Source organism: Streptomyces capillispiralis, assembly GCF_007829875.1.
GTDB lineage: Bacteria > Actinomycetota > Actinomycetes > Streptomycetales > Streptomycetaceae > Streptomyces > Streptomyces capillispiralis.
The window spans coordinates 5287171-5304958 of the sequence record NZ_VIWV01000001.1 but is presented as its reverse complement, the minus strand read 5'-3'; the positions used below and the strand labels follow the sequence as shown (position 1 = coordinate 5304958).

The window sequence follows — 17788 nt, the reverse complement described above, 5'->3', positions numbered from 1 at the left end:
CCCGTTGCCCTCCCCCGGCTTGATACAAATTGCCCGCGCGCTCCTGTCGATCGACGGTCGTCGCTCCCCCTTTCTCCGCAATTCCGCACCGTCCCCTTCGCATGCCCTGGGAACGCCCGTGTTCGCCCCCCGCACCACTCCCTGGCCCCTCGTCGCCCTTTTCACGGCCGGGTACCTCGCCCCGTATCTGCTGCCGACCACCGTCGGCCGGCTGGAACGCGGCCTCGATCTGTCCGCCACCCAGGCCGGAGCCGTCGGCAGCGCGCTGCTGCTGAGTTCCGCCACGGCCGGGTTCCTGCTGGCCTCCCGCGTGGAGCGGGCCGGGGCGCGCACCCTGGCCCGGCTGGGTCTCGTGCTGGCCGCCGTCGGATACGGCGGGGCCGCCCTCACCACCGCCGTACCGGCCGTCGTCGCCGGTGCGATGGTCGGCGGCTTCGGCTCGGGCACGGCCACGACGGTCGCCGCCACCCGGATCGCCGCCGAACGGGACCCCCACCGGGCCTCCACGCTCGGACTCCTCAGCGTCTCCGCGCTCGCGGGCGTGGTGTACCTGACGGTGCCCCATCTGCCGGGCCACGGGCTCACCCTGGCCGCCATCGCCCTCACGGCGCTGGCCGTGTGGCCGCTGACCTCCCGGCTGCCCGCCGGCACCCCCGGTCCGCGCCACGCCGAGCCGGCGACGGCCGCCCGTCTGCCCCACCTGCGGTCGGGGACGGTCCTGGCCGGCGCCATGCTGCTGTGGTCCCTCGCGCAGAACGCGCTGTGGGGCGTGAGCGGACGCATCGGGGTCGACCAGGCGCACCTCTCCGAGGCGACCGTGGGCGTCGTCTTCGCGGTGGCGCTGGGCGCCGGACTGCTGGGTGTCCTGGGCGCGGGCGCGCTGGGCCCGCGGCTCGGGCGGGCGCTGCCCATCGGCGGCGGCACGGTCGTCATCGCCGGCTGCATCGCGCTCAGCGCCTCCGCGACCGGTCTGGGCGGCTTCGCCGCCGGGGAGATCGCCTGGAACACGGTCTACCCGGTCGTCCTGTCGTACCTGATCGGACTCGCCGCCTCGCTGGACCCGCGCGGACGCTGGGCCGTGCTCGTGGGCTCCGCGTCCTCGCTGGGCACCGCCGCCGGGCCGCTGACCGGCAGCGTGCTGTCCGCGCAGGCCGGGTTCCCGGTGATGGGCACCGTGCTCGCCGCCGGACTGCTGCTGGTCGCGCTCCCGATGACCGCCGTCGCCCTGCACACCGGCGGGCGACCGCTGCTGCCGGGCGCGGTCCGGCGCCGCGGCGGCCACCCGGCGGCCGTGGTGGCCGCGGCCCCGGGCGCCCCGGCGGGCACGGTCCCGGAGATCGGCGCCCCGGAACAGCCCGTGGTGGAGATCCCGATGGACGGCACCCCCGCCCCGGCCCGCCGCGCCTACGACACCGCGGCGGCGACCCGGGCACCCGGGGCGCCCTGAGGGGTCAGCGGACGCCGGCGCCGAAGTCGTACGCCTCCACCTCGGCCAGGTACCGCGCCCGCAGCTCCTCGTCGTCCTCCAGGAAGGAGGCGAGGAAGGAGTTGCGGGCCAGCTCGCGCAGGCGCTCCGGCGGCAGGCCGAGGGTGTCGCGCACCGCGTCGAAGGTGTCCCCGGCGTAGCCGCCGAAGTACGCCGGGTCGTCGGAGTTGACCGTGCACATCAGTCCGGCGTCGAGCATCGCGGGCAGCGGATGGGCGGCGAGGGTGTCCACCGTGCGCAGCCGGACGTTGGACAGCGGGCACAGGGTCAGCGGTATCCGCTCCCTCACCAGCCGCGCCACCAGCGCCGGATCCTCCACGCAGCGCAGCCCGTGGTCGACGCGCTCGACGCCGAGCACGTCCAGGGCCTCGGTGATGTACTCCGGCGGCCCCTCCTCACCGGCGTGCGCCACGCGCCGCAGCCCCAGCGCGGCGGCGGCCTCGTACACCTCGCGGAACTTCGCCGGCGGATGCCCGACCTCGGCCGAGTCGAGCCCGACACCGGTGATCCGGTCCAGGTACGGCTTCGCGGCGTCCAGGGTGGCCAGGGCGGACGCGGCGGACTCGTCGCGCAGGAAGCACAGGATCAGCCGGGTCGAGACGCCGTGCGTCTCGACACTCCTGCCCAGGGCCCGCCACAGTCCCTCGACCACCGTGTCCATGCCGACGCCGCGCGCCAGGTGCGCCTGCGGGTCGAAGAAGATCTCCGCGTGCCGCACGCCCTGCGCGGCGGCACGGGCGAGGTAGGCGTCGGCGAGGTCCTCGAAGTCCCGCTCGGTGCGCAGCACCGCCATCAGCTCGTAGTACAGGTTCAGGAAGGACTGCAGGTCCTCGAAGCGGTACGCCTCGCGGAGCGCGTCGGTGTCGGCGTAGGGCAGCGCGACGCCGTTGCGCGCGGCGAGCGCGAAGGCCAGCTCGGGTTCGAGCGTGCCTTCGATGTGAAGGTGCAGTTCGGCTTTGGGTACGAGCATCGAAATATCGTACGGCGGTTTCACCGACGCTTCGGAAGCCCCACCCGTTGCAGGTCCCGGGCCACGCTCAGCTCGCCCTCGTAGCCGGCCGCCCGCGCCTGCCGCTCGAACTCCGCCGGCTCCGCGTAGCGCTGGCTGAAGTGGGTCAGGACGAGGTGCCGTACGCCCGCGTCCCGCGCCACCCGCGCCGCCTGGCCGGCCGTCAGGTGTCCGAACTCCACGGCCAGTTCCTCGTCCTCGTCGAGGAACGTCGACTCGATGACGAGCATGTCGCAGCCCTCGGCGAGCGCGTACACCCCGTCGCACAGCCGGGTGTCCATGACGAACGCGAACCGCTGCCCGCGCCGCACCTCGCTGACCTCCTCCAGCCGCACCCCGCCGAGCACGCCCTCGCGCTGGAGCCGGCCGACGTCCGGGCCGGTGATGCCGTGCGCGGCCAGCCGGTCGGGCAGCATGCGCCGGCCGTCCGGCTCGACCAGCCGGTAGCCGTACGCCTCGACCGGGTGGGACAGCCTGCGCGCCTCCAGGGTGTAGCCGGGCGTACGGGCGACGGGGCCGTCCGCGTCGACCGGGGCCTCGGTGAGCGCGACGGTCTCGCGGTAGGCGGTGGCGTACCGCAGCCGGTCGAAGAAGCGCTGCCCGGAGCGCGGGAAGTGGGCGGTGACCCGGTGCGGCACCTTGTCGAGGTTGATCCGCTGGATCACCCCGGCGAGTCCCAGCGAGTGGTCGCCGTGGAAGTGGGTGACACAGATCCGGTTGAGGTCGTGGGCGGCGACCCCGGCGCGCAGCATCTGGCGCTGTGTGCCCTCGCCGGGGTCGAACAGGATGCCCTCGCCGTCCCAGCGCAGCAGGTAGCCGTTGTGGTTGCGGTGCCGGGTGGGGACCTGGCTGGCGGTGCCGAGCACCACCAGTTCGCGTACGGACACGGCTTATCCGGGGGGCCACTCGAAGCCGCGCCCGCCCAGGACGTGGGCGTGCGCGTGCCAGACGGTCTGGCCGGCGCCGGTGCCGGTGTTGAAGACGATGCGGTAGCTCTCCAGCTTCTCCTCGTCCGCGACGGCCCGCGTCTCGCGCAGCACGTCCGCGGCGAGCTCGGGCGCGGCGGCGGCGAGGGCCGCGGCATCCTGGTGGTGCGCCTTCGGAATCACCAGGACGTGGGTGGGCGCCTGGGGGTTTATGTCGCGGAACGCGACGGTGGTCTCCGTCTCCCGCACGATCGTCGCGGGAATGCTCCCGGCCACGATCTTGCAGAACAGACAGTCGTCCTGGGGCTCCCCAGCCATACACCCTCCTCGGCCCGGTGATCACGTACGCAGGCATGGTATCCGCGCCGCGCGGCCGGGGGCAGTCGTGCCGGGCCGCGCGACCGCCTCCCGGCCGGGTCCTGTCGTCGCGCGGCAGACGGGAGTTCGACGAACAGGACCTAGGACAGCGTGGGCGGCACCTTCGCGGGGGACGTCTCCAGCGCGGCCAGCGCCAGCCGCACCGCCTCGTCCAGCTGCGGGTCCCGGCCCGCCGCGTGGTCCTGCGGCCGCTGCACGACCTCCACGTCGGGGTCGACGCCGTGGTTCTCCACGCCCCAGCCGTAACCCTCCAGCCAGAACGCGTACTTCGGCTGGGTGACCAGCGTCCCGTCGACCAGGCGGTAGCGGCTGTCGATGCCGATCACCCCGCCCCAGGTGCGGGTGCCGACCACCGGTCCGATGCCGAGCGCCCGGATCGCCGCGTTGACGATGTCGCCGTCCGACCCGGAGAACTCGTTGGCGACGGCGACGACGGGCCCCCGGGGCGCGTCCCGGGGGTAGCTCTCCGCCCGCATGCCGCGCGGCAGGTCCCAGCCGACGATCCGCCGGGCCAGCTTCTCCACCACCAGCTGCGAGGTGTGTCCGCCCCGGTTCTCCCGCACGTCCACGATCAGCCCCTCGCGCAGCACCTCCACCCGCAGGTCGCGGTGGATCTGCGCCCAGCCGGGCGCCTGCATGTCGGGGACGTGGATGTACCCCAGCCGTCCGCCGGACGTCTCCAGCACATGGGCGCGCCGGCCGGTGACCCAGGCGTGGTAGCGCAGCGGTTCCTCGTCCGCGAGGGGGACGACGACCGCGTGCCGCGGGTCGCCGCCGCCCGCCGGGGAGACGGTCAGCTCCACCGGCTTGCCCGCCGTGCCGACCAGCAGCGGCGCCGGCCCGGTCACCGGGTCGACCGGCTGCCCCGCGACGGCGACGATCGCGTCACCGGGCCGGATGGCGACACCGGGCGCGGCGAGCGGGGAGCGGGCGTCGGGGTCGGAGGTCTCCGCGGGCAGGACGCGGTCCACCCGCCAGCTGCCGTCCTCGTGCCGGGAGATGTCCGCGCCGAGCAGGCCCTGCCGGGCACCGCCGCCGGAGCCGCCGCGCGGGGTGACGTAGGCGTGCGAGGTGCCCAGCTCGCCCTGCACCTCCCAGAGCAGGTCGACCAGGTCGTCGTGGGTGGCCAGGCGGTCGAGGACGGGGCGGTAGCGGTCCAGGACGGCGTCCCAGTCGACGCCGTTCATGTCGGGGCGCCAGAAGTTGTCCCGCATGATGCGGCCGTTCTCGTCGAACATCTGCCGCCACTCGGCGGCCGGGTCGATGAACTGGCGCACCCGGCCCAGGTCGACGGTGATGTTGCTGTCGCTGTCCTCGTCGCCGGAGGCGCGCCGGTCGCTGGGGACGACCTTGAGCCGCCCGTCGGTCCACAGCAGCACCCGCTTGCCGTCGCCGCTGACCTCGAAGTGGTCGGCGTCCACGGCCAGGTGCTCGATGCGCTGCTGGGCGAGGTCGTAGCGCTCCAGGTCGGTCTTCGGGTCCGGGTCGTCGGGGGTGGCGCGGTTGGCGCCGAGCACTCCGCGCACCGGGTGGCGCAGCCACAGCACCCCGTCCTTGGCGGCGCGCAGGTTGGTGTAGCGGGCGGCCTCCACCGGGAACGGCACGATCCGGTCGGCGAGGCCGTCGAGGTCGATGCGGGTGGTGGGGGTGCCCTCGCTGTCGGGGGTCTCGTCGCGGTCCGGGGTCTCGAAGGGGCGACCGTGCCGCTGCGGGCCGAACGGGGACGGGGTGGTCGCCGCGAGGGTGATCAGGTAGGGGCGTACGCCCTCGACGAAGGCCAGGTCGAAGACGTGCTCGTCGTAGACCGGGTCGAAGGAGCGGGTCGACAGGAACGCGAGGTGCTTGCCGTCGAGGGTGAAGGCGGGCGCGTAGTCCTGGAAGCGCAGCGGGGTCGCCTCGGTGACCGACAGGTCGGTGGTGTTGGCGAGCCGGAGCTGGCTGAGCGGGCTGGGGCCGGGGTGGGACCAGGCGAGCCAGGCGGAGTCGGGGGAGAAGACCAGCCCGGAGACGTCGCCGTCCTCGCTGCGGTCGACCTCCCGGACCTCTCCGGTCTCCCGCTCGACGAGCAGGACCCGGCCGTCGTGCGAGGCGATCGCGGCGCGGCCGCCGTCGGGGGCCATGGCCAGTTCCAGCACGCGGCCGAGCTGCCCGGCGGCGATGCGGCGCGGGGTGGCGCCCGGGGCGAGACCGGTGGCGGGGGCGAACTCCAGGGCGTCGTCGCCCTCGGCGTCGGTCACCCACACCACCCACTCCTCGCCGTCCGCGCGGAAGGCGCGCGGCTTGCGGGCCCGTACGCCCGGGGCGGCGGCGAGCGCGCGGGCGGGCCCGGAGCGGTGGGTGACCCAGTGGACGGTGCCGCGCACGCAGACGGCGCTGCCGCGGGCGGTGTGGTCGGGGGACGCGGAGCCGAACCAGCGGGCGGCGTTCACCGGGAACGGCTGGAGGTCGACGCGCTGTCCGCCGAGCCGGATGTCCAGGCGGCGCGGTTCGGCGCCGTCGAGGTCGTCCAGCAGCCAGAGTTCACCGGCGCTGGAGTAGACGACCCGGGTGCCGTCGGTGGCGGCGTGCCGGGCGTAGAAGCCGTGGAGGGGTGTGTGGCGGCGCAGGTCTGAGCCGTCGGCGAGGGAGGAGTACAGCGCGCCGGTGCCCTCGTGGTCCGAGAGGAACGCGATCCTCCCCCACTCTCGGCTTCGCTCGAGCGGGGGGACCCCCATCCCCACCCACAGCGGGTACTCGATGTTCCCGTCCAGCTCCTCGTGCAGCCGGACGAACGCGCCGTCGCCGTCGCGGTCGATCCACAGCTTGCCCGCCGTGCCGCCCCGGTAGCGCTTCCACCAGGCGGCCTCGCGGCCCATCGGCGCGGACAGCAGCACGGTGTGCGGCCCGTGGGCGACGTCGCCGACGGGGCCGTACGGCAGGGTGGTGGCGGGGCCGCCGTCGAGGGGGACGGCGCGGGCCCAGGTGCGGCGCAGGCTCGCCTCGCCGTGGGCGCCGATCGCCAGGACCCGGCCGTCCTCGGTCCAGCCGCGCACCTGGGTCCTGGGGTTCCCCCAGTGGGTCAGCCGCCGGGCGGGGCCACCGTCGACGGGCGCGACGTGCACCTCGGGGGCGCCGTCCCGGGTGGAGGTCCAGGCGACGGTGGTGCCGTCGGGCGAGATGCGGGGGTGGTTCACCGGCACGTTGTCGGCGCTGACCCGCCAGGCCCGGCCGCCGTCGAGCGGGGCGAGCCACACGTCGTCCTCGGCGGTGAAGGCGACCAACTCGCCGTGCAGATGCGGGAACCGGAGATAAGCGGCGGAGGCGACCGATGCAGGCTGTGTCACCCGATCACCCTATGCAAGCGCGGGCGGCCTGGACAGGGGTTTCGATCACTTGCCCTCGACGGGACGACACGACGGGTACTCCTCGCACCACACGGTCGTGGTGACGGTCACGGTGACGGTGGGGTTCGGTCCGCGCTTCGTCGGTTCGCCCACGCGCGGCGGGCTGGTGGAGTCGCAGTCGCCCAGGCCGTCGACCCGGAACCACTCCTTTCCGTCCACCTTCGCGGTGATGTTCCCGCGTACGCAGGCGCCGTTGACGGCGTGGGTGACCTTGCCGGTGACGGTGATCTCCTCGCCGTCCTGCGTCTCCCCCTCACAGTCGACCGAGGCGACCGTGTCGTCGCCGGCGGCGGGCGAGGCGCCGTCGTCGCCGAAGGACGCGGTGCAGGTCAGCCAACGCACCCCGGCCTTCTGCCGGTTGAGCTCCTCGGTCACGGTCTCGTCGGTGGTGATCGCGACGGCCGCGGATCCCAGTCCGCCGCCCTCGCACGCCGCGACACCGCCCACGGCCGCGACGGCGAACCCGACGGCGAGCGCCCGCCGCCGCCACCGGCCCGTCCCACGCGCAATCCTCGTCATCGCCCCCATGCACGGCAGCCTGCCACCGCCACGGGCGGGCGCGGTAGAGCGCATACGGTCACTTACGCGCCGTCAGCCCGTCCGGTGTCCGGGGACGGGCTGACGGGCAGGGGCGGCGGGGCGGAGTCCCGGGGACGGGACGGGCAGGGCGCGGCGGGGGGGCGGAACCCGCAGGTCAGGACCAGCGTCCCGTGCGCCCCAGCAGCAGCGCCGCGGCGGCCGTCCCCGCGGTGGACGTGCGCAGCACACTGCGGCCCAGCCGGTACGCCCGCGCGCCCGCCTCCTCGAAGAGCGCCAACTCCTCCGGCGAGACCCCGCCTTCGGGCCCCACGACCAGCACGATGTCCCCGGTGGCCGGGAGTTCGGCGGTCGCCAGGGCCCGCGTACCGCTCTCGTGCAGGACGGCGGCGAAGTCCGCTTCGGCGAGAAGTGAGGCAACCCGCTTGGTGGTCGCCGCGTCCCCGACCTCGGGGAAGCGCACCCGGCGGGACTGCTTGCCGGCCTCCCGGGCCGTCGCACGCCACTTGGCGAGGGACTTCGCCCCGCGCTCGCCCTTCCACTGGGTGATGCAGCGGGACGCCTGCCACGGCACGACCGCGTCGACGCCGACCTCGGTCATCGTCTCCACGGCCAGCTCGCCCCGGTCCCCCTTGGGCAGCGCCTGTACGACGGTGAGGCGGGGGAACTCCTCGGCCTCCTCGGTGACTTCACCGAGCCGCACGACCAGGCGGTCCTTGCCCTCGGTGCCGTCCACCACGCCCTCGGCCCAGCGGCCAGCGCCGTCGGTGAGGACGACGTCCTCGCCGGCCCGCAGCCGCTTCACGGAGACGGCGTGCCGCCCCTCGGGCCCGTCGAGCACGTAACGGCCGGAACCGTCGGTGCCGAAGTGGTCGACGACGAACACCGGCGCGGTCATCGGGCACCCCCCGCCGACAACGCCGTCCGGGCGGCGGCCAGTTCGGCGGCCAGCACCTCCACCAGCTGCCCGGCGGGCAGCTCGCGGGCCATGCGGTGGCCCTGTCCCGCCCACAGCGCCAGGCCCTGCGCGTCCCCGGCCTTCGCGGCGGCCTTGCGCAGCGGCGCGGTGAGGTGGTGGACGTCCGGGTAGGCGGCGGGCGCGTAGGGGCCGTGCTCGCGCAGGAAGCGGTTGACCAGACCGCGGGCGGGGCGGCCGGAGAAGGCCCGGGTCAGCTCGGTGCGCACGAAGAGGGGGTTGGTCAGGGCCTGCTTGTGCAGGGAGTGCGCGCCGGACTCCGGGGTGGCCAGGAAGGCCGTGCCGAGCTGGGCGGCGGCGGCGCCGGCGGCGAGCACGGCGGCGATCTGGCCGCCCCGCATGATGCCGCCCGCGGCGACCACCGGTATGCCGACGGACTCGCGGACCTGGGCGACCAGGCAGAGCAGTCCGAGCCCGGAGCCGTCCGCCTCCGGGACGTCCCGGTGGGTGCCCTGGTGGCCGCCGGCCTCGACGCCCTGCGCGATCACCGCGTCCGCCCCGGCCCGTTCCACGGCCCGGGCCTCCTCCGCTGTCGTGGCGGTGACCAGCGTGAACGTGCCGACGCGGCGCAGCGACTCCAGTACCTCGCGGGCCGGCACGCCGAAGTGGAACGAGACGGCCGGCACCGGGTTGTCCAGCAGCACGGCGAGCTTGGCGTCGTAGCCGTCGTCGCGTCCGCAGTCGGGGTCGCCCAGCTCGGTCTCGTACCAGGAGGCCTCACCGGCCAGCTGGTGGGCGTAGACGCCGACGGCGGCCGGGTCGGCGGTCTCCGGCTGCGGCAGGAAGAGGTTGACCCCGAAGGGCCGGGCGGTCAGTCCCCGCAGCTGCTTGATCTCCTGGTACATCCCGTCCGCGGTCTTGTACCCGGCGGCCAGGAAACCGAGCCCGCCCGCCTCGGACACGGCGGCGGCGAGCCGCGGCACGGACACGCCGCCCGCCATGGGGGCCTGCACGATCGGGTGCCGTAGGAGATCGGCCGGTACGGAGGACATGACGGCATGTTGTCACGTCCCCCGACCAACTCCGAATCGGCCCTTCCCCTTGGCATGAGCCACTTTTCGGAGGGGCTCCGAGAGGACCGTCACCGCCCGTTGAAGGCGTCCTTCAACCGGGAGAACAACCCTTGCTGCCCCGGCTGGAACTGGCCCGTGGGGCGTTCCTCGCCGCGGAGTTTGGCCAGCTCGCGCAGCAGGCGCTCCTGCTCGGGGTCGAGCTTGCCCGGGGTCTGCACCTCGACGTGGACGATCAGGTCGCCCCGGCCGCCACCGCGCAGGTGGGTGACGCCCCGGCCGTGCAGCGGGATCGACTGGCCGGACTGGGTGCCGGGCCGGATGTCGACCTCCTCCATGCCGTCCAGCGTCTCCAGCGGCACCTTGGTGCCGAGGGCCGCCGCCGTCATCGGGAGGGTGACCGTGCAGTGCAGGTCGTCGCCGCGCCGCTGGAACTGCGCGTGCGGCAGCTCGTGGATCTCGACGTACAGGTCGCCGGCGGGACCGCCGCCGGGGCCGACCTCGCCCTCACCGGCGAGCTGGATGCGGGTGCCGTTGTCCACACCGGCCGGGATCTTGACGGTGAGGGTGCGCCGGGAGCGGATCCGGCCGTCGCCCGCGCACTCCGGGCACGGGGTGGGGACGACGGTGCCGAAGCCCTGGCACTGCGGGCAGGGCCGGGAGGTCATGACCTGGCCCAGGAAGGACCGGGTGACCTGCGAGACCTCACCGCGGCCGCGGCACATGTCGCAGGTCTGCGCGCTGGTGCCGGGCGCGGCGCCCTCGCCGCTGCAGGTGGTGCAGACGATCGCCGTGTCGACCTGGATGTCCTTGGTCGTGCCGAACGCGGCCTCGTCCAGCTCCACCTCGATGCGGATCATCGCGTCCTGGCCGCGGCGGGTGCGCGAGCGCGGCCCGCGCTGCGACGCCGTGCCGAAGAACGCGTCCATGATGTCGGAGAAGTTGCCGAAGCCGCCGGCCCCGAAGCCGCCCGCGCCACCGGCGCCGCCGGCCTGCGAGAGCGGGTCGCCGCCGAGGTCGTAGACCTGCTTCTTCTGCGGGTCCGAGAGCACCTCGTAGGCGGCGTTGATCTCCTTGAACCGCTCCTGGGTCTTCGGATCCGGATTGACGTCCGGATGCAGCTCGCGGGCGAGCCGCCGGAAGGCCTTCTTGATCTCTTCCTGCGACGCGTCGCGGCGCACGCCGAGTACGGCGTAGTAGTCCGTGGCCACTACGACTCCGCCAGGATCTGTCCGACGTACCGTGCCACTGCGCGTACCGCTCCCATCGTTCCCGGGTAGTCCATGCGGGTCGGTCCGACCACGCCGAGCTTGGCAACCGCCTCGCCGCCCGAACCGTAGCCCACCGACACGACGGACGTGGAGTTGAGTCCCTCGTGGGCGTTCTCATGACCGATACGGACGGTCACGCCCGGATCCTTCGCCTCGCCGAGCAGCTTGAGGAGCACGACCTGCTCCTCCAGCGCCTCCAGGACGGGCCGGATCACCAAGGGGAAGTCATGTCCGAAGCGGGTCAGATTGGCGGTGCCGCCGATCATCAGCCGCTCCTCGTTCTCCTCGACGAGCGTCTCCAGGAGGGTGGAGAGCACCGTCGAGACCGTACCGCGGTCCTCGGCCTCGAAGGCCTCGGGAAGATCCTCCACCAGACCGGGCACATCGGTGAACCGGCGGCCCGCGACCCGGCTGTTCAGCCGCGCCCGCAGATCCGCCAGGGACGACTCACCGAAGGGCGCCGGGCAGTCGACCATGCGCTGCTCGACCCGGCCGGTGTCCGTGATCAGCACCAGCATCAGCCGCGCGGGCGCCAGCGACAGCAGCTCCACGTGCCGCACCGTCGAGCGGGTCAGCGACGGGTACTGCACGACGGCGACCTGCCGGGTCAGCTGCGCGAGCAGCCGCACCGTCCTGGCCACCACGTCGTCGAGGTCGACGGCGCCCTCGAGGAAGTTCTGGATGGCCCGCCGCTCGGGCGGGCTCATCGGCTTGACGCCGGCGAGCTTGTCGACGAACAGCCGGTAGCCCTTGTCGGTGGGGATGCGCCCGGCGCTGGTGTGCGGCTGGGCAATGAAGCCCTCGTCCTCCAGGGCCGCCATGTCGTTGCGCACGGTGGCCGGGGAGACGCCGAGGTTGTGCCGCTCGGTGAGGGCCTTGGAGCCGACCGGCTCCTCGGTGCCCACGTAGTCCTGGACGATGGCGCGCAGCACCTGGAGCCTGCGTTCACTGAGCATCGCGCACACCTCCAGAAGCCTTCCGCCCGGCACTTCCGACACTTCCCTGGCACTCTTCGTACGCGAGTGCCAGAGTTCCCCGGCCCAGTGTACGGCCGGGGGGTACGCCCCGGGCAAGGGCGGTCCACGCCGTCGCGCCCCGGGCCGTCGTGGCAGCTAGCGTCGCGGTATGAGCGTGACGTGGGAAGAGCCGGGGTGGGAACGGGTGGCGGCCGGGGCCGGGCGGTGCCGGCTGCCGGGGTGGGACTGCACGGCGGGGCTCGTCGTCGGCACGGACGCCGTGCTCCTCGTGGACGCGGGTTCCAGTCTGGGCGAGGGCGCGCGGTTGCGGACCGAGGCGCAGGCGCTGACCGGCCGCCGTGTGACGCATCTCGCGCTCACCCACCCCCATTTCGACCACGTCCTCGGGGCGGCGGCGTTCGCGGGCGCGGAGGTGTTCGGCGCGGTGGGGATGGACATGGCGCTGGCGGGCCGGGGGCGTGAGGAGCTGCGGGCGGACGCGGTACGTCACGGGCTGGACCCGCGGGCGGCGGAGGAGGCGGTGGACGCGCTGGTCCGGCCGCGGCACGCGGTGTGCGGCGAGTGGACGCTCGACCTGGGCGGAGGCCGGCAGGCGCTGCTGGCGAACGTGGGCCCGGGGCACACGGCGCACGACCTCGCCGTGCTCGTCCCCGGCGACCCGGAGGTGGTCTTCTGCGGCGACCTGGTCGAGGAGTCGGGCGAGCCGCAGGCCGGCCCCGACGCCGTGCCGTCGCACTGGCCGGCCGCGCTGGACCGGCTGCTGGAGCTGGGCGGCGAGGACGCGCGGTACGTGCCCGGTCACGGAGCGGTGGTGGACGCGGCGTTCGTACGGGCCCAACGGGACGCCCTGGCGGCCAGGTTCGGCGTGTCGGGGTGAACGGCGTGTCGTGCTGATCGTCACGGGCGGGCTCCTCGTATCGTCATCAGAATGCGCCAGTACTCCGCCGATCTGACCCCTCCGTGGAAGAAACCGCAGCCGGTGCCGGAGGTTCCGGCCGAGCCCGGTCTGGTGGTGGAGGAGCCCGGCACCGGTTTCTGCGGCGCGGTGATCGGCTGCGAGGCGGGCACGGTGACCCTGGAGGACCGCTTCGGCAAGCACCGCGTGTTCCCGCTGGAGCCGAGGGGATTCCTGCTGGAGGGCCGCGTGGTCACGCTGGTGCGGCCGTCCGCCGGCCCGGCACGCCCCACCCGTACGGCGTCCGGCTCGGTGGCCGTCCCCGGCGCCCGCGCGCGGGTCGCCCGGGCGGGACGCATCTACGTGGAGGGCCGGCACGACGCCGAACTGGTCGAGAAGGTGTGGGGCGACGACCTGCGCGTCGAGGGCGTGGTGGTGGAGTACCTGGAGGGCGTGGACGACCTGCCGTCGATCGTTTCCGCATTCGGTCCCGGCCCGGACGCGCGTCTGGGCGTCCTGGTGGACCATCTGGTCCCGGGCTCGAAGGAGTGGCGGATCGCCGAGTCGGTGACGAGCGAGCACGCGCTGGTGGTGGGCCACCCGTACATCGACGTCTGGGAGGCGGTGAAGCCGTCGTCCGTGGGGATCGCCGGCTGGCCCCGGGTGCCGCGCGGCCAGGACTGGAAGACCGGGGTGTGCGCGGCGCTGGGGTGGCGGGTGGCGAACACCGGGGAGGCGTGGCAGCGGATCCTCGGCTCGGTGCACTCCTACAAGGACCTGGAGCCCGCCCTGCTGGGCAGGGTGGAGGAACTGATCGACTTCGTGACGGCGCCGGCCTGACGGACGCACGGGACGGCCCTCGCCACCCCGGCGGGACGGGGAGGAGTCAGTCCACCAGGTCCCGCACCACCGCGTCCGCCAGCAGCCGCCCGCGCAGGGTGAGGACCGCCCGGCCCTCCTCGTACGGGCCCTCCTGGAGCAGCCCGTCGCTCAGGGCCCGCCGGGAAGCCGCCAGCCCTTCCGGCCGCAGGAGCGCGAGCGGAACGCCTTCCTCGAGCCGCAGCTCCAGCAGGATCCGCTCCACCCTCCGGTCCTCGTCCGACAGCAGCTCGCGGCCCGCCCCGGGCGACCGCCCGTCCGCCAGGGCCGCCGCGTAGGCGCCCGGGTGCTTGACGTTCCACCAGCGCACCCCGCCCACGTGGGAGTGGGCGCCGGGGCCCGCGCCCCACCAGTCGGCGCCGCGCCAGTACAGCTCGTTGTGCAGGCAGCGGCCCGCCTCGGAGGTGGCCCAGTTGGAGACCTCGTACCAGGCGAAGCCCGCCGCGGACAGCATCTCCTCGGCGATCAGGTAGCGGTCCGCGTGGACGTCGTCGTCCGTCATCGGGACCTCGCCGCGCCGGATGCGGCGGGCGAGCTGGGTGCCCTCCTCCACGATCAGGGCGTACGCGCTGACGTGGTCCGGCCCGGCGCCGATCGCCGCGTCCAGGGACGCCCGCCAGTCGTCGTCGGACTCGCCCGGGGTGCCGTAGATCAGGTCGAGGTTGACGTGCTCGAAGCCGGCCGCGCGGGCCTCGGCGACGCAGGCCTCGGGGCGGCCGGGGGTGTGCGTGCGGTCCAGGACCTTCAGCACGTGCCGCCGGGCGCTCTGCATACCGAAGGAGATCCGGTTGAAGCCGCCGGCCCGCAGGGTGGCCAGATAGGCCGGGTCGACCGATTCCGGGTTGGCCTCGGTGGTCACCTCGGCGTCGTCCGACAGCCCGAACTCCTCCCGGACCGCCCCCAGCATCCGTACCAGGTCGTCGGCCGCGAGCAGCGTCGGCGTACCGCCGCCGACGAACACCGTGCGGACCGGCCGCGGGTCGTCCCCGAGGACCTTGCGGGCCAGGCGGACCTCGTCGATCAGGGTCTCGGCGTAGTTGTCGCGCGAGGCCAGCACTCCGCCGCTGCCGCGCAGCTCGGTGGCGGTGTAGGTGTTGAAGTCGCAGTAGCCGCAGCGGGTCGCGCAGTAGGGGACGTGCAGGTAGAACCCGAGGGGGCGGTCGGCGGCCCCGGCGAGCGCGGACGCGGGCAGCGCGCCGTCGGCGGGGACGGGCTCGCCGTCGGGGAGTGCGGAAGGCATGTGCTCCATTGTCCCGCACCCACCGCGTCACTCCGCCTGCAGCACCAGGAGGGCGAGATCGTCGGCGGGCGGGCGGGCCCCGAAGTCGTGCACGAGCCGCGTGATGCGCTCCGCTATCGGGCCGGCGTCCATCCCCGCGCACCCCGCCAGGGCCGTGGCGAGCCCGTCCCCGTCGTCGAACTGGCGGGAGCCGGAGCGCCGCTCGGTGACCCCGTCGGTGACGCAGAGCAGGGTGTCGCCGGAGTACATCTCGAAGGTCTCGCTGGTGTACGTGGCGTCCTCGACGACGCCGAGCAGGGTCTGCGGCTGGGCGACCGCGCGGACGGTGCCGTCGGGGGCGAGCAGCAGCGGCAGGGGGTGCCCGGCGGAGGCGAGGGTGCAGCGGACGCCGCCCTCGAAGGGGACGAGTTCGCCGTAGAGGAGGGAGAGGAAGCGGGTCTGGGGGCCGTCGCCGGGGGCGGTGGGGCGCGCGCCGGCGGCCACCAGGGCGCGGGCGGCGGCGTCGGCGGCCTCGGTGGCGTCGTCGAGGAGGAGCTGGTTGAGGCGGTCGAGGACGTCGGCGACACGGTAGCCCTCGCGGGCGAGCAACCGCAGCCAGGGCCGGGCCAGCCCGATGACGACGGCGGCCTCCGGGCCCTTGCCCTGGACGTCGCCGACGGCGAAGCACCAGCGGCCCTGTCCGGCCGGGAAGAGGTCGTAGAAGTCGCCGCTCGGCCCGCCCTTGTCGCAGGGCTCGTAGACGAGGGCGCTGCGCACGCCGGGGATCTCGGCGACGGCGCCGGGGAGCAGTCCGCGCTGGAGCACGGCACTGATGGTGGCCTGGCGGGAGTACTGCCGGGCCGCCCCGATGGCGAGCGCGACCCGTCGGCCGAGGTCCTCCACGAGCCCGGTGATCTCGTCCGGGAAGCGGTCGATCCCGCCCCGCCCGATCACCAGCGTGCCCAGCGGCCGCCCGCCGGCGACGAGCCGGTAGGCGAGGGCGGTGCCGGAGGGGTCGGAGGGGTCGGAGGGGTCGGAGGGGTCGGAGGGGGTGGGGCCGGAGGGGGTGGGGATGGTGGCGAGGGCGTGGGCATGGGGGGCGTCACCGGCGGCGCCGGCCGGTACGTCGATCAGGACGTCGGCCGGCACGTCGAGCGCCTCGTCCGGCCAGGGGTAGGGCACCGGACCCGGTCCTGACGGGTCTCCGGGGCCGGGTGGATCGGGCGGGTTCCGCTCCAGGGCCCGGCTCAGTTCCTCGATGCGGTTCTCGCTGGCGTGCCAGACCCGGGCGAGGCGGGGGCCGCCGATCCGGGTCGCGCCGCTCCAGCCCCCGTGCCCGGTGGCCTCGTCCTCCAGCCACACCGCACACCAGTCGGCCAGGCGCGGCACGATCAGCTGGCCGGTGAGGGAGGCGACCAGGTCCTCGTCCAGCTGGCCGGCGAGCAGGTCGGAGGCCTCGGCGAGGAAGGACAGCGCGCCGCGCCCCAGCCAGGCGCCGTCCCGCCCGGGGCGGCGGGCGAGCCAGTCGTCGCCGTAGGAGCCGCCCCGCCAGGCCTCCCGGGCGCCGGGCCCGTCCCGGTGCGCGGACGGCCCCCGGGAACCCGGCGGGTCCCGCGGGGGCAGGGGGTCGGGAGCGAGGATCTCCGCGACCCTCAGATCGCGCGCCAACGCGCGCTCCCCCGCGTACGCCTCCCTCTGGTCGTCCGCCGCGCACCCCCCGGCGGGCAGGCGCGCCCACACCGTCTTCGTGCCCGTGCGGTACGTGATCCCCCAGGCCTCGCAGAGCGCGGCGACCAGGCGCAGACCGCGCCCGAACTCGGGGGCGTCGTGCGCCGGCGCTTCCGGCTCGCCACCGCGCGGCGCCCGGGAGGGGTGCCGGTCGGCGACCTCGACGACGAGCGCGCCGGTCTCCTCGTCGAGTGCGCACGTCAGGCGCACCTCGGTGCCGGCGTGCACGACGGCGTTGGTGACGAGCTCGCTGACGACCAGCAGGGCGTCGTCGCCGACCCGGCCGGTGAGGTGCTCGGCGCCGGGCAGCGGGCGTCGCGCCCACTCACCGAGCGCCTTGCGCAGCAGGGCCCGCGCGGCACCCGGCGCGAGGGGACTTCCGGACAGGGTCGCTTCCACCCGCGCGCACCCCCGCGCGCCCAAGGCGCACGAGGCGGTCTCCCGTTGGGTCGGAATGGCCCTCATGGGCAGCTCCCCGGGCAGTTCGTACGAATAGAACCTCGATCGACGCCCACAGGGTGACAGACCGACCCCACTCATAAGCGCCGAGTTACCGAAGTGGGCCGCCAGGGGTGAGAACAGCGCTCCAAGAACGCTCAGGAACAGCCAAAAAGATGACCTGTTTCGAGCAGTGCTGACCGCCTACGGCGTGGTGCAGCACCAGTACGGCTTCCCGGCCGCGGGCGACGGCCACCAGGCGTGCCACGTCGGCCAGGGGTCCCTCACGCGCAACGTCGTCGTCGGTGACCGGGCCACTCTCCGCGTGGTCGCCGCCGCCTACGGCCGCGTGGCCGAGAACAGCACGGTGCAACGCGCCGAGGTGCGCGCGCCCCGCATCTCCTGGCACAAGATCTCCGACCAGGAGGACGCCGATGAGCGGCGAAACCGGCACCGGACCGGCCCCCGGGCCCCGCGCACGCTACTTCACCAGACAGGGCGAGGGCGTCCAGGCCGTCTACAACCTGCGCGACGCCGGCGCCTACCGGGCGCTGGGCTACGAGGAGACGGACGAGGCGACGTACCGGGCGAGCCTGCCGAACGGAGCCGACGGGCCCTGCCTGGAACACCTCCCCGACTGACGGGCACGGTGACGGGGCCCGTCGCCGACGCGACG

Annotated in this window: 15 protein-coding genes; 4 read left to right on the top strand and 11 right to left on the bottom strand. The window is 74.5% G+C overall.

All coding sequences use genetic code 11. From position 1 onward, the window contains the following. Positions 1–118 precede the first annotated feature (118 nt). A complete protein-coding gene (locus FHX78_RS23030) occupies positions 119–1447 on the top strand; it encodes an MFS transporter (protein ID WP_145869314.1) in 1329 nt (442 codons plus the stop codon). A gap of 4 nt (positions 1448–1451) precedes the next feature. Here the strand turns inward: FHX78_RS23030 and FHX78_RS23025 are convergent, their stop codons facing one another. The 9 genes from FHX78_RS23025 to hrcA all read right to left on the bottom strand — a co-directional run bounded on the left by FHX78_RS23025 (position 1452) and on the right by hrcA (position 11932). After that, positions 1452–2456: an adenosine deaminase gene (locus FHX78_RS23025; RefSeq protein WP_167531826.1), complete on the bottom strand. Its 1005-nt coding sequence runs from the start codon at positions 2454–2456 to the stop codon at positions 1452–1454. Positions 2457–2476: 20 nt separating this feature from the next. After that, a complete protein-coding gene (locus FHX78_RS23020; RefSeq protein WP_145869312.1) occupies positions 2477–3382 on the bottom strand; it encodes a ribonuclease Z in 906 nt (301 codons plus the stop codon). Between the two features lie 3 nt (positions 3383–3385). Then, positions 3386–3739: a histidine triad nucleotide-binding protein gene (locus FHX78_RS23015; RefSeq protein WP_145869311.1), complete on the bottom strand. Its 354-nt coding sequence runs from the start codon at positions 3737–3739 to the stop codon at positions 3386–3388. A 140-nt stretch (positions 3740–3879) separates the two neighbouring features. Then, on the bottom strand, positions 3880–7122 hold the full coding sequence (locus tag FHX78_RS23010) for a S41 family peptidase (protein WP_145869310.1): 3243 nt from the start codon (positions 7120–7122) through the stop codon (positions 3880–3882). A gap of 45 nt (positions 7123–7167) precedes the next feature. Further along, on the bottom strand, positions 7168–7710 hold the full coding sequence (locus tag FHX78_RS23005; protein ID WP_373313054.1) for a hypothetical protein: 543 nt from the start codon (positions 7708–7710) through the stop codon (positions 7168–7170). Positions 7711–7876: 166 nt separating this feature from the next. Continuing rightward, positions 7877–8617 (bottom strand): 16S rRNA (uracil(1498)-N(3))-methyltransferase, encoded by a 741-nt coding sequence (locus tag FHX78_RS23000; protein WP_145869308.1) that lies wholly within the window; start codon positions 8615–8617, stop codon positions 7877–7879. Beyond that, complete coding sequence (locus tag FHX78_RS22995) at positions 8614–9687, bottom strand: nitronate monooxygenase (protein WP_145869307.1); 1074 nt, start codon at positions 9685–9687, stop codon at positions 8614–8616. Before FHX78_RS22995 ends, FHX78_RS23000 begins: the two co-directional genes overlap by 4 nt. A gap of 89 nt (positions 9688–9776) precedes the next feature. Continuing rightward, entirely contained in the window at positions 9777–10916 is a 1140-nt protein-coding gene (gene dnaJ, locus FHX78_RS22990; protein ID WP_145869306.1) for a molecular chaperone DnaJ, read from the bottom strand. After that, entirely contained in the window at positions 10916–11932 is a 1017-nt protein-coding gene (hrcA, locus tag FHX78_RS22985; protein WP_145869305.1) for a heat-inducible transcriptional repressor HrcA, read from the bottom strand. Before hrcA ends, dnaJ begins: the two co-directional genes overlap by 1 nt. A gap of 169 nt (positions 11933–12101) precedes the next feature. Here hrcA and FHX78_RS22980 point away from each other — a divergent pair, with 169 nt between their 5' ends. Both FHX78_RS22980 and FHX78_RS22975 read left to right on the top strand, forming a co-directional pair. Continuing rightward, complete coding sequence (locus FHX78_RS22980; protein ID WP_145869304.1) at positions 12102–12830, top strand: MBL fold metallo-hydrolase; 729 nt, start codon at positions 12102–12104, stop codon at positions 12828–12830. Positions 12831–12881: 51 nt separating this feature from the next. Next, a complete protein-coding gene (locus FHX78_RS22975) occupies positions 12882–13688 on the top strand; it encodes a DUF3097 domain-containing protein (protein WP_145869303.1) in 807 nt (268 codons plus the stop codon). 46 nt (positions 13689–13734) lie between these two features. Here the strand turns inward: FHX78_RS22975 and hemW are convergent, their stop codons facing one another. Next, positions 13735–14967 (bottom strand): radical SAM family heme chaperone HemW, encoded by a 1233-nt coding sequence (gene hemW / locus FHX78_RS22970; protein WP_145869302.1) that lies wholly within the window; start codon positions 14965–14967, stop codon positions 13735–13737. 27 nt (positions 14968–14994) lie between these two features. Further along, entirely contained in the window at positions 14995–17139 is a 2145-nt protein-coding gene (locus FHX78_RS22965; RefSeq protein WP_145869301.1) for an ATP-binding SpoIIE family protein phosphatase, read from the bottom strand. 407 nt (positions 17140–17546) lie between these two features. On the opposite strand from FHX78_RS22965, the gene FHX78_RS22960 reads away from it, so the two are divergent. Next, on the top strand, positions 17547–17753 hold the full coding sequence (locus tag FHX78_RS22960; RefSeq protein ID WP_145869300.1) for a hypothetical protein: 207 nt from the start codon (positions 17547–17549) through the stop codon (positions 17751–17753). The last annotated feature ends 35 nt before the right edge of the window (positions 17754–17788 follow it).

Bases quoted from the DNA above. Each gene is read 5' to 3' on its own strand.
- FHX78_RS23025 (WP_167531826.1), bottom strand. From the start codon at position 2,456: ATGCTCGTACCCAAAGCCGAACTGCACCTTCACATCGAAGGCACGCTC.
- FHX78_RS23015 (WP_145869311.1), bottom strand. From the start codon at position 3,739: ATGGCTGGGGAGCCCCAGGACGACTGTCTGTTCTGCAAGATCGTGGCC.
- FHX78_RS23005 (WP_373313054.1), bottom strand. From the start codon at position 7,710: ATGGGGGCGATGACGAGGATTGCGCGTGGGACGGGCCGGTGGCGGCGG.
- FHX78_RS23000 (WP_145869308.1), bottom strand. From the start codon at position 8,617: ATGACCGCGCCGGTGTTCGTCGTCGACCACTTCGGCACCGACGGTTCC.
- FHX78_RS22995 (WP_145869307.1), bottom strand. From the start codon at position 9,687: ATGTCCTCCGTACCGGCCGATCTCCTACGGCACCCGATCGTGCAGGCC.
- hrcA (WP_145869305.1), bottom strand. From the start codon at position 11,932: ATGCTCAGTGAACGCAGGCTCCAGGTGCTGCGCGCCATCGTCCAGGAC.
- FHX78_RS22980 (WP_145869304.1), top strand. From the start codon at position 12,102: ATGAGCGTGACGTGGGAAGAGCCGGGGTGGGAACGGGTGGCGGCCGGG.
- FHX78_RS22975 (WP_145869303.1), top strand. From the start codon at position 12,882: ATGCGCCAGTACTCCGCCGATCTGACCCCTCCGTGGAAGAAACCGCAG.
- hemW (WP_145869302.1), bottom strand. From the start codon at position 14,967: ATGCCTTCCGCACTCCCCGACGGCGAGCCCGTCCCCGCCGACGGCGCG.
- FHX78_RS22965 (WP_145869301.1), bottom strand. From the start codon at position 17,139: ATGAGGGCCATTCCGACCCAACGGGAGACCGCCTCGTGCGCCTTGGGC.
- FHX78_RS22960 (WP_145869300.1), top strand. From the start codon at position 17,547: ATGAGCGGCGAAACCGGCACCGGACCGGCCCCCGGGCCCCGCGCACGC.